Raw genomic sequence first — 14,489 nt, 5'->3', positions numbered from 1 at the left:
GCAGGCTCGCCCGTCCTGGCGCGTGCGGGAAGGGAGCAAGGGACCTTTGCTACCACTCGGGGCTCTGACCTGCGCGAACGAGCAGACCCACGAGCTGGTTCGCCAGTCCTTCGGTCAGCCCGTCGACGAACATCACGTGGCCGGCGGGCGCTCCGCGTTCGGCCAGGACCGTCGCCACGGCCTCCCCTGGGTTCGCGTAGGGCCACAGCCCCGCGACCAGGATGAACACGGCCTTCGCGAAGTACGCGGCCGCTTCTGCGTCGAGCGGGGCATGGGCGCGGACGAGACCGGCGAGCCGTTCGGTCCGTTCACCCGCCCGGTTCTTGAACGTCCGCGCGGTCTCCACGGAGATGTTGCGTTCGAGCACGGCGGCCATCGTGCTGATCAGCTCGCACAGCAGGCGCTGTCGCGAGATCGACGTCGCGATGACAGCCGCGACACGCTCGCACGCCGGCTTCGCGTCGTCAGGAACGCTTAGTTCGGCGTCGAGTTCGTCGAGCCACGCAACCCAAACCGAATCGAGGACTTCCAGGAAGACCGCCTCGCGACTGTCGAAGTACCGCAGCACGTTCGACTTCGCCAAGCCCACCCGGTCGCTCAGTTCTCGCAGGCTGATCCGCGAGACGGGCCGCTCGGACAGGAGTTCGCGCGCCGCACCGAGGATCGCCGCGCGCCGGGCCTCGACCTGTTCCGGCCGCCGTGCGCGCTGGAAGTCGGGGGCCACGCGCCGCACGGTACCAGGCCACCCGGCTGTTATTCGGCGTTCGCGGCCCTCCTGGCCTGCACCCGCTTGTAGCTCCAGATCAGCAGCGCGAACAGGATGAGCCCGGACAGGATCAGGCTCGACCCGGTGCTCCAGCCCCCGAGCGGCAGCCCCGGCACGAGGCCCCACACGACCCCCGCGGCCAGCAGCCCCAGCCCCGCCAGCACCGATCCCGCGATACGCAGCGGCGACGAAACGCTGTCCTCGGCCGCCTTCATCGCCCTGTCGCGGATCGGATCGACGTACTTCTCCACCACGGGGAACTCCGAGGCCAGCACGAGCAGACCCGCGAGCACGAGCAGCAGGCCCGGCCCGGGCAGCACGAGGAGCGCGATGCCGACCAGCAGGAGAACGCCGCCCGCGATCAGGATCAAGACCTGCTTCACGGGTTTTCCAATGCCCACCATCGTCTCCTCGCCGTCGCCTTTCCCTCGATTGTGCCGGTCGGGCCGGAAACGCGCTGGTCCTGCCGGGTGGCGCTAGGAGTTCCGCCAGAGCGACTCGTGCTCCCGCCGCTCCGGTGGGTCACCCGGGAGCGGCTCGACGGCGCCGGCACGCAGGCCCGCGACGGCGATCGCGACCAGCCGCCGCCGGACGTTCTCGTCGTGATCCACCTCCGGCACCGGACCGCGCCTGCTGAACTGGCCGATCAGCAGGGAGATGTCCAGGGTCGTGACATCGCCGCGCAGGACCCCGGCGGCATGCGCGCGAGCGACCACCTGACCCGCGAGGTCCTGCGCGATCCCGGTGGCCTCCCACATCTCCTCGGTGGCTTCGATTCGCCCGGCGAGCGGCGCGAGGGCGCCGAAGCCGAACTCGACGCAGCGCTCGATGTACCTCGTGAGACCTTGCCAAGGATCATCGACGGCCAGCCCCTCCCGGGCCGCGTCCGCGACGTGCGTCAAGGAGTCGACGCAGAGCCGTTGCAGCAGTTCGTCCTTGGTGCGGTAACGCCGGTAAAGGCTCCCCATCCCGATCCCGGCGCGTTCGGCGACCGCCGAGACGGGCGCGTCGAACCCGCGGCTGATGAACACCTCGCGCGCGGCTTCGAGCAGCTTGCGGCTGTTGCGGGCGGCTTCGGCCTGCCGTCCGCGTCGCGGCGGAGGGGAACTCGTCATGCCCGGATCCTAGCCCTTGCGGAGTGATTCGCTCCGATATAGCTTAACGGAGCGAATCACTCCGATAAAATCCACGAGGAGCTCACATGTCCCGATCCGAAGTCGTGCTCGTCCTCGGCGCGACCGGCAACCAGGGCGGCGCGACCGCACGCCACCTGCTCGCCCGCGGCCGCCGCGTGCACGCGCTGGTCCGCGACGCGGGCAAACCCGAGGCCAAAGAGCTGGCGAGACTCGGCGCGGTCCTGATCGAAGGCGATCTCGACGCACCGGCCTCGCTGCGCGCGGCGATGACCGGTGTCGACGGCGTCTTCAGCGTGCAACCCTTGGCATGGGAGGAAGAAACCCTCGCCGCCGAGGTCAGGCGAGGCCGTTCGGTCGCGGACATCGCCGCGGAAACCGGCGTCGGGCACCTGGTCTACAGCTCGGTCGGAGGCGCCGAACGCGAGACCGGTATCGACCACTTCGAAAGCAAGGCGGAGGTCGAACGGCACATCGCCGCGCTGGGCCTACCCGCGACCCTGCTCCGGCCGGTGTTCTTCATGAACAACCTGCTGCACTACGCCACCCCGCCCGCCGGCGAAGACCGCGTACTGGCCCTTCCGGTGGATCCCGCGAAACCGATGCAGATGATCGCCGCCGACGACATCGGGTTCTTCGCCGCGACGGCGTTCGAGGACCGCGAAGGCCTCCTCGGGCAGGCACTCGAAATCGCGGGCGACGAACTCACCTTCCCCGAGGTCGCGGCGAGCTACGAGCGGGTCACCGGGGTCCCGACCCGCTTCGAACCGAAGCCGATTGAGGACCGCATGTTCGAATGGTTCGCCGAGAGCGGGTACGCGGCGGACGTCGCGGGGCTGCGGTCGCGCTATCCAGGACTCACCCGATTCGAGGACTTTCTGCGCGAGAACCTCTAGCGACCTGTCTGTTTCGGACGAGACCGTTCGTCGGGGTGACGGAAAGACCAGCCAAGGAGGACTGATGCGCTACCTGGCGCTGATCTGCGGAAGCCCGTACCCCGGCGCGGACGACAGTGACCACCCACTGGACGAAAAGACGCAGGCGTGGGTCGACGAGATGACCGCTCGCGGGGTCCGGCTGTCCGGCAGCAGGCTCCGGTCGGCGGCCACCGCGACCACCGTCCGCCACCGCGACGGCGAACTGCTCGTCTCGGACGGGCCGTTCGCGGAAACGAAGGAACAGATCCTCGGTTACGACCTGATCGAGTGCGCCGATCTCGACGAGGCGATCGAGATCGTGTCGAAGCATCCGGTCGCGAAGTTCGCGACCATCGAGATCCGGCCGCTCTGGCCGACCCCCTGAAGCGCGTGAAGGCCCCCTTCCCTCGGCTGAGTCGAGGGAAGGGGGCCTTCACGCGCTTTTACCGCACCCGACCTGCGGAAGTGATAGCAAAGGTCCCTTGCTCACTCCCCCGCGCGCAGCAGCTGCTCGAACGGCACGAACCCGCTGTCCGGAGCCGGGGCCGTCCCCTCCGCCGACAACCGCGAGGCGAACTCCCGCCCCGCCCGCGAAGCCCGCGTGTCGAGGTCGCCCGGAGACGCCCAGTCCGACGAAGCCGCGTACACCGCCGTCGCGACAGGCTCGGCGCGAAGGTAGGCGAAGAGCGGACGCAGCGCGAAGTCGAGCACCAGCGAGTGCCGTTCGGTTCCGCCGGTCGCGCCGAGCAGCACCGGCTTCCCGTCGAGCGCCTTCTGGTCCAGCACGTCGAAGAACGACTTGAACAGCCCGCTGTACGACGCGGTGAACACGGGCGTCACGGCGATCAGGCCGTCCGCGGTGGTCACCTTGTCGATGGCCGTGCGCAGGGCCGGGGAAGGGAATCCGGTCAGCATGTTCTTCGTGACGTCGACGGCCAGGTCGCGCAGTTCGATCACCTCGATCTTCGCGTCCGGCAGCACCGACAGGGTCGCCGAAGCGAGTTTGTCGGCGAGCAGCCGCGTCGAGGACGGCTGGCTCAAACCCGCGGTCACGACGGCGATCGTGGTCATACCGTCACCTCCGAACGAAGAGAAGCGTGCGTGGGAGCCTCGGGCACGTGCGCGGGGCGAAGCGCGTCGAGTTCCTTGCGCAGCACCGGAATCACGTGCTCGCCCAGCAGGTCGAGCTGTTCCAGCACGGTCTTCAGCGGCAGTCCGGCGTGGTCCATCAGGAACAGCTGACGCTGGTAGTCGCCGAAGTGCTCGCGGAAGGTCAGCGTCTTGTCGATCACCTCTTGCGGGCTGCCGACGGTCAGCGGCGTCTGCTCGGTGAACTCCTCCAGCGACGGCCCGTGCCCGTACACCGGCGCGTTGTCGAAGTACGGCCGGAACTCCCGCACCGCGTCCTGCGACTTCGGCCGCAGGAACACCTGACCGCCCAGGCCGACGATGGCCTGGTCCGCCTTGCCGTGCCCGTAGTGCTCGTACCGCTCGCGGTAGAGGTTGATCAGAGCCTGGAAGTGCTCCTTCGGCCAGAAGATGTGGTTCGCGAAGAACCCGTCTCCGTAGTAGGCGGCCTGTTCCGCGATCTCCGGGCTGCGGATCGAACCGTGCCACACGAACGGCGGAACACCGTCGAGCGGGCGCGGGGTCGAAGTGAACTCCTGCAGCGGCGTCCGGAACTTGCCGGACCAGCTGACCACGTCCTCGCGCCACAACCGGTGCAGCAGGTGGTAATTCTCGATGGCCAGCGGGATGCCCTGGCGGATGTCCTGCCCGAACCACGGGTACACCGGGCCGGTGTTGCCGCGCCCCATCATCAGGTCGACGCGGCCGTCGGCGAGATGCTGCAGCATCGCGAAGTCCTCGGCGATCTTCACCGGGTCGTTCGTGGTGATCAGCGTGGTCGAAGTGGAAAGAATGATCTTCGACGTCCGCGCGGCGATGTAGCCGAGCATCGTCGTGGGCGAAGAAGGCACGAAGGGCGGGTTGTGGTGCTCGCCGGTCGCGAAGACGTCGAGGCCGACTTCTTCGGCCTTGAGCGCGATGCGCACCATCGCCTTGATCCGCTCGTACTCGCTGGGCGCCTCCCCGGTGGTCGGGTCGGTCGTCACATCGCCCACCGTGAAGATTCCGAACTGCATGACCTGCTCCCTGGGCCGGGGTTACGTTGCTTGAGCGTTCAACCTCACGCGCGCAAGAAGTATTCCAGACCATCGGCGCGAGCTGAAAGGGTGACTTGATCGGCCCGGAAAGTGGCCGCCCTCACACTCGAATCCATGTGGCTCACCTCCCTGCTTGTGACAACGTTGACATTCGCTCTCACGCCGGCCACCACCACTCCCGAACCCACCGTCGCGGCGACGATCTGCGCCAAGTACTGCGACAGCCGCGACCCCGCACTGGCCGTCGGCGAAAGAAGACCCGGCACGACGACCGTCTGGGGCCGCGGCATCACGCTGCATCTCTCCGACGGGGACGACATGGGCTGGGGCAGCATCGCCGACGGCGATCCCGGCGACGAGGTCTGGCTGGACCGTTCCTTCGACGGCGGCCGCACCTGGGCGGGCGACAGCCGGATCGGCGACACGAAGATCCCCACCGGTCAACGCGGCTGGCGGACCCTGATGTTCAACGTCGACGACCCCGCCACCCACCGCTTCGGCGCCCTGCGCGCCTGCGGAAAAGCGAGCAACCGGCCGGAAATCGCCTGCACGCCGTGGTTCCGCACCACGGTCGCCGCGAACAATCGCACCGAAGCCGCCGCCACCGCGCTCATGCAGTTCTACGACAACGGCACCGGGCTCTGGCAGACCACGGGCTGGTGGAACTCGGCGAACGCGCTCACCGCGATCCTCGACTACAGCACCAGGACCGGCTCGCAGAACTACCGCTACGCCATCGCCAACACCTTCGATCGCAACCGGGGCAACAACTTCACCAACGAATACATCGACGACACCGGCTGGTGGGCGCTCGCCTGGATCCGCGCCTACGACCTGACCAAGGACCGCCGCTATCTCGACACCGCCATCATCTCGGCGGACTACATGTACTCCTACCGCGACGGGACCTGCGGCGGCGGGCTCTGGTGGTCGACGGCGAAGACGTACAAGAACGCCGTCACCAACGAGTTGTACGTGAAGGTCGCCGCGTCACTGCACAACCGGCTCCCCGGCGACACGCTCCAGCTCGCGCGGGCACGCGAGGTCTGGGACTGGTTCCGCGCCAGCGGCATGATCAACGGGAGCGGTCTGGTCAACGACGGCCTGAACTCCTCCTGCGCCAACAACGGGCAGGCCGTCTGGAGTTACAACCAGGGCATCGTCCTCGGCGCGCTGGTCGAACTGAACCGCGCGACCGGTGACGCCGCCCTGCTCACCACGGCCCGGCGACTCGCGGACGCCTCCACCACGACGTCGCTGCTTCACTCGAACGGACTCCTGCGCGACCCGTGCGAGTCCGGCGACTGCGGCGCCGACGGGCCGTCGTTCAAGGGCGCGTACGCCAGAGGTCTCGGCGAGTTGGACCGGGCGCTGGCCGGCAGGCCGTACCGCGCTTACCTGACACGACAGGCGAACTCGACGATCGCGAACAACCGCACGTCGCTCGATCAGCACGGCCTGCGCTGGGCCGGACCGGTCGACAAGATCGACGCCGCCCGTCAGCACAGCGCGCTGGAGGTCCTCACGGCAGCTCTCTGAGTACCGGATCCGGGACGTGCAACCAGGCGCGGACCTCGGTCTCCTTCTCGTGCACGAGCACCTGCCGGTAGCTCATCGTGTCGAGACCGGGGCCGCCCTGGTCCTGGACGTCCTCGTGGAACCGGTCCGACACGAGCACCACCACGGGCGACTCGTCCGGCGCTTCGGCGAGCGCGTCCCGCAGCACCCGTGAATCGAGCAGGCGGGCGAGCAGCACCTTCGGCCGTCCCGTCACGCCGTACTCGTCGAGCGCGATCTCGCCGGCGTGGATCGCCACCCGCACGCGGATCCGCAGGCCGGGCTCGGTGACGACGTTGTACCTGGCGAGTTCCGCGGTCAGCCGGGAAACGAGCGGATACACCAGGCGGAACTTCGGGAAATGCGGGGGGACCACGACGATCATGCCGTCGCCGGTGTCGCGTTTCAGGCAGGCTTCCCAGGCGATCCCGCTGGTCTCGAAGGCGCCGGCCAGGACGCCGAACAGCATCCGCCGGACCTGGACGAAGATGTCGCTGCTGCGCCCGACCTGGCCGAATCCGGCGATGTCGATCGAGAACAGCCCGCAGTGCATGCCGGACTCGACCCACGCCGTCGGCGGCGGATAGAGGATCTTCTTCCGCAACAGCGCGAGATGGACGCAGGTCCCGGTGATGAACAGGATGGTGCCGAAGAGCCAGGCGAACGAGAGCGCCGCCTCCGACTCGCCCTCCGTCGCCGCCCGCTCCAGCAGGAACGTCATCCCGACCGCGATACCGCCGTAGCCCAGCACGAACAGCCACAGGACGGCACGCCGCAACCGGATCGCGGCGTGCGCCACCGGTAACAGCGCCAGCATGCCGAACGACCCGACGACCACCACGAAATACCAGAGACTCACGACGCGTTGTGCGGTCGAGACGCGTGTGGGACCGGTTCCGACGGCCACCTTCTTCCCCCCGTCACCGTGTGACACCGGGAACGATAACGCCTCATCCAAGCCCTGAGGAAGCGGCTTTCCCCAGCCGTGACCCGGCCAATGGGACGGCGTGATCCGCCACACCCGGGGCTCGGGAGGACGAAGCTGTCGGAGGGGACGGATATCCTCCAGTACGGTGTCGCGTTGAACACCACCTCCACGAGCTAGTTCGCGAGCCATGACTCCAGGAGAAGTACCCAGTGACTGCTGAGACCCTGTACGGGGCCGACGACCTGACGCATCTCGAGGGTCTGGAAGCGGTCCGCAAGCGCCCCGGGATGTACATCGGTTCCACCGACAGCCGCGGCATCAACCACCTGTTCTCCGAGGTCGTGGACAACTCGACCGACGAAGGTGTGGCGGGTCACGCCACGAAGATCGTGGTCACCCTGCACGCCGACGGCAGTGTCCAGGTCGACGACGACGGCCGCGGCATCCCCACCGGCACGCACGCCAAATCCGGTTTGTCGGGTGTCGAGCTGGTGCTGACGAGGCTGCACGCGGGCGGCAAGTTCGGCGGCTCGGGCTACAAGACCTCCGGTGGCCTGCACGGTGTCGGCGCTTCGGCGGTGAACGCGCTGTCGCACCGCTTCGACGTCACGGTGAAGCAGAACGGCAAGGTCCACCAGATGTCGTTCGCGCACGGCGTCCCCGGCGTGTTCGACGGTCCCGGCCCGAAGGCGAAGTTCACCCGCAAGTCCGGGCTGAACATCACCGGCAAGATGAAGCGCGGCGAGCGCTCCGGCACGTCGATCCGGTACTGGTACGACGCGCGCTACTTCGAAAGCGGCGCCGCGCTCGACGTCGAAGGTGTCCGCACGAAGATGCGCAACACCGCCTTCCTCGTCCCCGGCGTCACGTACGTGCTGCGCACCGCAGTCGACGACTCGATCAGCGAAGAGACCTTCCACTACCCCAACGGCCTCGCCGACATGGTCGACTTCCTCGCCCCGGACAGCGAGAAACCCGTCTGCGGCACGCTGATCATCAACGGCGAGGGCACGTACAAGGAGAACGCGGCCGACGCCAGCGGTGTCATGCAGTCCAATGTGGTGCGTCACGCGGAGATCGAGGTCGCGCTGCGCTGGGGCACCGGCTACGAGCGCACGGTGGAGTGCTTCACCAACACCATCCGCAACGTGCACGGCGGCACGCACCGCCGCGGTTTCGACCGCGCGGTGCTGAAAGCCTTGCAGGACGCCATTTCCAAAACCCGCGGGCTGCTCAAGCCCAAGGAGGACATGCCGACCGTCGAGGACGTGCTCGAAGGCATGACGGCGGTCGTCCACGTCCGGCTGCCCGAGCCGCAGTTCACCTCGCAGACCAAGGACGAGCTGTCCACCGCCGGCATCACCCGCGTCATCCAGGGCGTCGTCGACAAGCACATCCGGTCCTGGACCGAAGAGCGCAAGACCAAGTCCGAGGCGAAGATCGTGCTGCAGAAGGTGGTCGACGCGGCACGCGTCCGGCTCACCCAGAAGCAGCAGAAGGACGCCGCCCGGCGCAAGACCGCGCTCGAAGGCGCGGCCATGCCGCCGAAGCTGGTCGACTGCCGCACCACCGGCGTCGCCCGCAGTGAACTGTTCCTCGTCGAGGGTGACAGCGCGCTCGGTTCGGCGCGGATGGCGCGCGTGTCGGAGTACCAGGCGCTGCTTCCCTTGCGCGGCAAGATCCTCAACGTCCAGAAGGCGTCGCTCGGCGACACCTTGAAGAACGCCGAGATCGCCTCGATCGTGCAGGTGCTCGGCGCGGGCAGCGGGCGCACGTTCGACCTGTCGACCATGCGCTACGGCCGGGTGATCCTGATGGCCGACGCGGACGTCGACGGTTCGCATATCCGCACGCTGCTGATCACGCTGTTCGCCAAGTACATGCGGCCGGTCATCGAGGACGGCAGGCTCTACGCCGCGATGCCGCCGCTGCACAAACTGGTCACCAAGGGCCGCAATCCGGAAACCCATTTCACCTTCACCCAGAAGGAGATGGAGACCAAGTACGCGGCGCTGGAGCGGGCGGGCAAGCAGATCGTCACGCCGGTGCCGCGGTTCAAGGGTCTCGGCGAGATGGACGCCGACGAACTGTGGGACACCACGATGAACCCGGCCACCCGCTCGGTCCGCCGCATCACCCTCGACGACGTCGAAGCCGCGGAGAACGCGCTCGAACTGTTGATGGGCGAGAAGGTCGAACCCCGCCGCAACTGGCTGGTCGAATCCTCCGACCGGGTCGACCGCGAAGCCATCGACGCCTGATTTCGTTGCTATTCAAGGAGCTTTGAGCAATGGCACGCCGTAAGGGCACCACCACCAAGGTCGACCCCTCCGCGTTCGACAAGCCCGGCGCGAACGTCTTCGACAACTCGCTGAAGACGGAGATCGAGGATTCGTACCTGGAGTACGCCTACTCGGTCATCCACTCGCGGGCGCTCCCGGACGCGCGGGACGGGCTGAAGCCGGTGCACCGCCGGATCATGTACTCGATGAACGAGAACGGCTACCGGCCTTCGCACGCGTACGTGAAGTCGTCCCGCGTGGTCGGCGACGTGATGGGCAAGTACCACCCGCACGGCGACACGGCGATCTACGACGCCATGGTCCGGCTCGCGCAGGACTTCTCGCTCAACGTCCCGCTGGTCGACGGGCACGGCAACTTCGGCTCCCCCGACGACGGCCCGGCCGCCTCGCGGTACACCGAGGCGCGGCTGTCCCCGGAGGCGATGCTGCTGGTCGGCGAACTCGGTGAGGACACCGTCGACTTCCGGCCGAACTACGACGGTTCGCTCGAAGAGCCGTCCGTGCTGCCGGCGGCGTTCCCGAACCTGCTGGTCAACGGCACCTCCGGGATCGCGGTCGGGATGGCGACCAACATGATCCCGCACAACCTGACCGAGGTCATCGGCGCGGCGCGGTGGCTGATCAACCACCCGAACGCCACCCTCGACAAGCTGATGGAGTTCGTCCCGGGCCCCGACCTGCCGACCGGCGGTTCGCTGCTGGGCCTCGACGAGGTCCGCCGCGCGTACGAGACCGGCCGCGGCGTCGTGCGGATGCGCGCCAGCGCCGAGACCGGACCGCTGGAGGGCAGCCGCGGCCGCCAGGCGATCACCGTCACCGAGCTGCCGTACGGCGTCGGCCCGGAGAAGGTGATCGAGAAGATCACCGACGAGGTCAACAAGTCCAAGCGGCTCACCGGGATCGCCGACGTCAAGGACCTCACCGACCGCGAGAACGGCACGCGGCTGGTCATCGAATGCAAGGTCGGCGTGAACCCGCAGGCGCTGCTCGCGGACCTGTACCGGCTCACGCCGCTGGAGCAGTCGTTCGGTATCAACAACCTCGTGCTGGTGGACGGGCAGCCGCAGACGCTGGGACTCAAGGCGCTGCTGGAGGTCTTCCTCAGCCACCGCTACGAGGTCGTCACCCGCCGCACGCGGTACCGGCGCCGCAAGCGCGAAGAGCGGCTGCACCTGGTCGACGGTCTGCTGATCGCCCTGCTCAACATCGACAAGGTGATCAAGCTGATCCGCGAGAGCGAGAACGCCGCGGCCGCGAAGGACGGCCTGATGAAGCGGTTCAAGCTCTCGGAGATCCAGGCGACGTACATCCTGGACACCCCGCTGCGGCGGCTCACGAAGTACGACCGGATCGAGCTCGAAGCCGAGCAGGACAAGCTGCGCGAGGAGATCGCCGAGCTGTCGAAGATCCTCGACGACGAGTCGGTGCTGAAGAAGGTCGTCTCGGCCGAGCTGGCCAAGATCGCCAAGGACCACCCCACCGAACGCCGCACCGCCCTGATCGACGGTGACCTCAAGGAGGTCCTCGCCGCGTCGAAGCCGTCGGGGCCGCTGGAGGTCGCGGACGATCCGTGCCAGGTGATCCTTTCGGCCACCGGGCTGGTCGCGCGGACGGCGGCGGAATCGGAGGAGGCGTCGGAAGTGCGGCGCCGCAACGGCCGCGTGAAACACGACTCGGTGTCCGCGGTGGTCCATTCGACCGCCCGCGGTCAGGTGCTGCTGGTGACCAACCGCGGCCGCGCGTTCAAGACCGACGTGCTGCCGCTGCCGGTGCTGCCCGAGCAGGCGGGCACCGTTTCGCTGCGCGGCGGGATGGCCGCGAAGGAACTGGTGCCGCTGGAGAAGGGCGAGCGCGTCATCGGGCTGGCCCCGCTCGGCGAACAGGCGGCCGGCTCCCCGGGTCTCGCGCTCGGCACCAAGCACGGCGTCGTGAAGGTGTGCGCGCCGGAGTGGCCGGTCCGCTCGGACGAGTTCGACGTGATCAGCCTGAAGGACGGCGACGAGGTCGTCGGCGCCACCTGGCTCACCGACGGCGAAGAGACGCTGGCGTTCCTGTCCTCCGAAGCGTCCCTGCTGCGCTACCCGGCTTCGCTCGTGCGGCCGCAGGGCCTCAAGGGCGGCGGCATGGCCGGGATCACCGTGCGCGGTGAAGCGGAAGTGGTCTTCTTCGGCGCGATCCGCACCGACGACGCCGAACACGGCGAGCCGATGGTCGTCACGGCGACCGGCGCGAGCGTGAAGGTGACCCCGTTCAGCGAGTACCCCGCCAAGGGCCGCGCGACCGGCGGTGTCCGGGCGCAGCGGTTCCTCAAGGGCGAGACGCGGCTGGTCGTCGGTTGGATCGGCCCGCGTCCCGCCGGCGCCTCGCGCACCGGTGACCCGGTGGAGCTGCCCGAAGTCGACGTCCGGCGCGACGGCTCCGGCCACGCGCACCCAGGCCCGGAGGTCGTCGGCCACCTGATCGAACGCGACTGACCCCATGCCTGGAGCCGTAACTCGCCCGCGACGCGAGTTACGGCTCCAAGCACGCGAGTTACGCGCTCAAGCACGCGAGTTACGCCTCCAGTCACGCGTGATGCGGATCCGGGCACGCGTGAGCTCGGGCCCGAAGTGGTAGCAAAGGTCCCTTGCTCTCCTCAGCGACCCAGCAGGCCCTTCGCGATGTGCGTCACCTGGATCTCGTTGCTCCCCGCGTAGATCATCAGCGACTTCGCGTCCCGCGCAAGCTGCTCCACCCGGTACTCCGCCATGTACCCGTTCCCGCCGAACAGCTGCACGGCCTCCATCGCGACCTCGGTGGCCGCCTCCGAGGAGTACAGCTTCATCGCCGAAGCCTCGGCCAGCGTCGGCATCTTGCCCGCGCGCAGGGTCTCGATCAGCTGGAAGACCATGTTCTGCACGTTGATCCGCGCGACCTCCATCTTCGCCAGCTTGAGCTGGATCAGCTGGAACCGCCCGATCTCCTGGCCCCACAGCTTCCGGTTCTTCGCGTAGTCCACGCAAAGCCGGTGGCATTCGTTGATGATCCCGAGCGCCAGCGCCGCGACGCCGATCCGCTCGACGGCGAACCCGGACTTCACCTCGGCCTTGCTGTCGCCGTCGCGGCCGGTCTCGGATTCGCCGAGCAGCCGGTCCCGCCCGAGCCGGACGTCGCTGAAGAACAGCTCGCCGGTCGGCGAGGACATCATGCCCATCTTCTTGAACGGCTTGCCCTGCGTGAGCCCGGGCATGCCCTTGTCCAGCACGAACGTCAGCACCTTGCGGTCGCGAACGGCGGCGCCGTCGCCTTCGTCGAGCTTCGCGTACACGATGATCGTATCGGCGTACGGGCCGTTGGTGATGAACGTCTTCTGTCCATTGAGGACGTACTCGTCACCGTCGCGCCGCACCGACGTCTTCATCCCGCCGAAAGCGTCCGAGCCCGAGTCGGGTTCGGTGATCGCCCACGCGCCGACCTTCTCGAACGTCGCCAGCCCGGGCAGCCAGCGTTCCTTCTGCGCCTGCGTGCCCTTGGTCAGGATCGTCTGCGCGGTCAGCCCGATGCTCACGCCGAGCGAAGCGACGATGCCGAGGCTGACCCCGGCCAGTTCGCTCACCGCGATGAGCGCCATCGCCTCCTGCCCGCCGAACGCCAAGCCGCCACCACCGGAGCCGCGCTCCTGAGACAGCAGTTTCGACACCGATTCCCGCGCGAGCGCGTCGATGCCGAAGGACGCGAACATCTTCCGGATGATGTCGTACGGCGGCAGCGTCCCGCTTTCCAGCGCGTCGAGGTGCGGCCGGATCTCCTTGTCGACGAACTCCCGGATGGCGTCCCTGATCAGCAGTTCGGTCTCGGACCACTCGATCACGGCAGCCTCGCGGCGATGTCGTCGATCTCCCAGGCGGCTTCGGTTTCGATCACCTTGACGTCGTGCCAGCCCGCGAGTTCGGAGATCGCGCCGCCCTGCACCGCGAACACCTTGCCGGTGAGCGGGCATTTCTCGGTCGCGAGGTAGGCCACCAGCGGCGAGATGTTCGCCGGGGAGAACGCGTCGAACTCCCCTTCCTCGACCTCCTGCGCGAAGATCGCGCCCATGCCCGGCGTCGCGAGGGTGAGCCGCGTGCGCGCGATCGGCGCGATCGCGTTGACCCGCACGCCGTAGCGTTCCAGTTCCTCGGCGGCGACCAGTGTGAGCGCGGCGATCCCCGCTTTCGCCGCGCCGTAGTTCGCCTGCCCCGCGTTCGGCAGCGTGGTCCCGGACGCCGAAGCGGTGTTGATCACCGAACCCGCCACCGATTCGCCGGCCTTGCTCGCGGTCTTCCAGTACGCGGCCGCGTGCCGCAGCACCGCCGCGTGCCCCTTCAGATGCACCGCGATCACGGAATCCCATTGGGACTCCTCGAGTCCGGCGATGAACGCGTCGCGCAGGATGCCCGCGTTGTTCACGACGACGTCCAGCCTGCCGAACTCACCCACCGCCTGCGCGACCAGCTCCTCCGCGCCCGCCCAATCGGCGACGTTGGCCGTGTTCGCCACGGCCTTGCCGCCGGCCGCGCGGATCTCGTCGACGACTTCCTGTGCGGGCCCGGTGTCGCTGCCGCTGCCGTCGTTCGCGCCGCCGAGGTCGTTGACCACGACGCTCGCGCCTTCCCGCGCGAACAGCAGCGCGTGCTCGCGGCCGATCCCGCGTCCGGCGCCGGTGATGACGGCGACCCGCCCGTCGAGTGCTCCCATGGCT

13 protein-coding genes are annotated in these 14,489 nt (G+C 68.3%); 5 read left to right on the top strand and 8 right to left on the bottom strand.

Features of this window, described 5'->3' with window-relative positions; all coding sequences use genetic code 11:
• Window positions 1-49 precede the first annotated feature (49 nt).
• From DMH01_RS29690 to DMH01_RS29680, 3 genes are all read right to left on the bottom strand, one after another.
• Window positions 50-724: a TetR family transcriptional regulator gene (locus tag DMH01_RS29690; protein WP_199745681.1), complete on the bottom strand. Its 675-nt coding sequence runs from the start codon at window positions 722-724 to the stop codon at window positions 50-52.
• A 29-nt stretch (window positions 725-753) separates the two neighbouring features.
• Window positions 754-1,167 carry a PGPGW domain-containing protein gene (locus tag DMH01_RS29685; protein ID WP_125681394.1) on the bottom strand — a complete coding sequence of 138 codons (414 nt, stop codon included), beginning with the start codon at window positions 1,165-1,167 and terminating at the stop codon, window positions 754-756.
• A gap of 75 nt (window positions 1,168-1,242) precedes the next feature.
• Window positions 1,243-1,881, bottom strand: a complete 639-nt coding sequence (locus DMH01_RS29680) for a TetR/AcrR family transcriptional regulator (RefSeq protein WP_125680523.1) — start codon at window positions 1,879-1,881, stop codon at window positions 1,243-1,245.
• An 86-nt stretch (window positions 1,882-1,967) separates the two neighbouring features.
• Between DMH01_RS29680 and DMH01_RS29675 the strand changes: the two genes are divergently transcribed.
• Together DMH01_RS29675 and DMH01_RS29670 are read left to right on the top strand one after the other, a co-directional pair.
• Window positions 1,968-2,795 carry an NmrA/HSCARG family protein gene (locus tag DMH01_RS29675; protein WP_125680522.1) on the top strand — a complete coding sequence of 276 codons (828 nt, stop codon included), beginning with the start codon at window positions 1,968-1,970 and terminating at the stop codon, window positions 2,793-2,795.
• Between the two features lie 64 nt (window positions 2,796-2,859).
• Window positions 2,860-3,201, top strand: a complete 342-nt coding sequence (locus DMH01_RS29670) for a YciI family protein (protein ID WP_125680521.1) — start codon at window positions 2,860-2,862, stop codon at window positions 3,199-3,201.
• A gap of 101 nt (window positions 3,202-3,302) precedes the next feature.
• Here DMH01_RS29670 and DMH01_RS29665 read toward each other — a convergent pair whose 3' ends face one another.
• Both DMH01_RS29665 and DMH01_RS29660 read right to left on the bottom strand, forming a co-directional pair.
• On the bottom strand, window positions 3,303-3,887 hold the full coding sequence (locus DMH01_RS29665; protein ID WP_125680520.1) for an FMN reductase: 585 nt from the start codon (window positions 3,885-3,887) through the stop codon (window positions 3,303-3,305).
• The gene (locus DMH01_RS29660; RefSeq protein ID WP_125680519.1) at window positions 3,884-4,960 is read right to left on the bottom strand and encodes an LLM class flavin-dependent oxidoreductase; all 1,077 of its coding nucleotides are present in this window, start codon (window positions 4,958-4,960) and stop codon (window positions 3,884-3,886) included. Before DMH01_RS29660 ends, DMH01_RS29665 begins: the two co-directional genes overlap by 4 nt.
• Before the next feature lie 135 nt (window positions 4,961-5,095).
• Here DMH01_RS29660 and DMH01_RS29655 point away from each other — a divergent pair, with 135 nt between their 5' ends.
• On the top strand, window positions 5,096-6,520 hold the full coding sequence (locus DMH01_RS29655) for a glycoside hydrolase family 76 protein (protein WP_125680518.1): 1,425 nt from the start codon (window positions 5,096-5,098) through the stop codon (window positions 6,518-6,520).
• Here DMH01_RS29655 and DMH01_RS29650 read toward each other — a convergent pair.
• Window positions 6,504-7,445: a hypothetical protein gene (locus tag DMH01_RS29650; protein ID WP_233621709.1), complete on the bottom strand. Its 942-nt coding sequence runs from the start codon at window positions 7,443-7,445 to the stop codon at window positions 6,504-6,506. The two genes, DMH01_RS29655 and DMH01_RS29650, sit on opposite strands and share 17 nt — an antisense overlap.
• A gap of 230 nt (window positions 7,446-7,675) precedes the next feature.
• On the opposite strand from DMH01_RS29650, the gene DMH01_RS29645 reads away from it, so the two are divergent.
• On the top strand, window positions 7,676-9,727 hold the full coding sequence (locus tag DMH01_RS29645) for a type IIA DNA topoisomerase subunit B (protein WP_125680516.1): 2,052 nt from the start codon (window positions 7,676-7,678) through the stop codon (window positions 9,725-9,727).
• Window positions 9,728-9,756: 29 nt separating this feature from the next.
• The gene (locus DMH01_RS29640; protein ID WP_125680515.1) at window positions 9,757-12,243 is read left to right on the top strand and encodes a DNA topoisomerase (ATP-hydrolyzing) subunit A; all 2,487 of its coding nucleotides are present in this window, start codon (window positions 9,757-9,759) and stop codon (window positions 12,241-12,243) included.
• Window positions 12,244-12,404: 161 nt separating this feature from the next.
• On the opposite strand, the gene DMH01_RS29635 is transcribed toward DMH01_RS29640, so the two are convergent.
• Entirely contained in the window at window positions 12,405-13,619 is a 1,215-nt protein-coding gene (locus DMH01_RS29635) for an acyl-CoA dehydrogenase family protein (protein WP_125680514.1), read from the bottom strand.
• Window positions 13,616-14,485, bottom strand: a complete 870-nt coding sequence (locus DMH01_RS29630) for an SDR family oxidoreductase (protein ID WP_125680513.1) — start codon at window positions 14,483-14,485, stop codon at window positions 13,616-13,618. Before DMH01_RS29630 ends, DMH01_RS29635 begins: the two co-directional genes overlap by 4 nt.
• Between the last annotated feature and the right edge of the window lie 4 nt (window positions 14,486-14,489).

This window comes from Amycolatopsis sp. WAC 04182, from assembly GCF_003947465.1.
In the GTDB taxonomy this organism is placed as follows: Bacteria; Actinomycetota; Actinomycetes; order Mycobacteriales; family Pseudonocardiaceae; genus Amycolatopsis.
This window is presented reverse-complemented; position numbering and strand designations above follow the sequence as displayed.

What these genes read in the sequence shown, in the direction of transcription:
- DMH01_RS29680 (WP_125680523.1), bottom strand. Translation starts at nt 1,881, where the DNA reads ATGACGAGTTCCCCTCCGCCGCGACGCGGACGGCAGGCCGAAGCCGCC.
- DMH01_RS29675 (WP_125680522.1), top strand. Translation starts at nt 1,968, where the DNA reads ATGTCCCGATCCGAAGTCGTGCTCGTCCTCGGCGCGACCGGCAACCAG.
- DMH01_RS29670 (WP_125680521.1), top strand. Translation starts at nt 2,860, where the DNA reads ATGCGCTACCTGGCGCTGATCTGCGGAAGCCCGTACCCCGGCGCGGAC.
- DMH01_RS29665 (WP_125680520.1), bottom strand. Translation starts at nt 3,887, where the DNA reads ATGACCACGATCGCCGTCGTGACCGCGGGTTTGAGCCAGCCGTCCTCG.
- DMH01_RS29660 (WP_125680519.1), bottom strand. Translation starts at nt 4,960, where the DNA reads ATGCAGTTCGGAATCTTCACGGTGGGCGATGTGACGACCGACCCGACC.
- DMH01_RS29655 (WP_125680518.1), top strand. Translation starts at nt 5,096, where the DNA reads ATGTGGCTCACCTCCCTGCTTGTGACAACGTTGACATTCGCTCTCACG.
- DMH01_RS29640 (WP_125680515.1), top strand. Translation starts at nt 9,757, where the DNA reads ATGGCACGCCGTAAGGGCACCACCACCAAGGTCGACCCCTCCGCGTTC.
- DMH01_RS29630 (WP_125680513.1), bottom strand. Translation starts at nt 14,485, where the DNA reads ATGGGAGCACTCGACGGGCGGGTCGCCGTCATCACCGGCGCCGGACGC.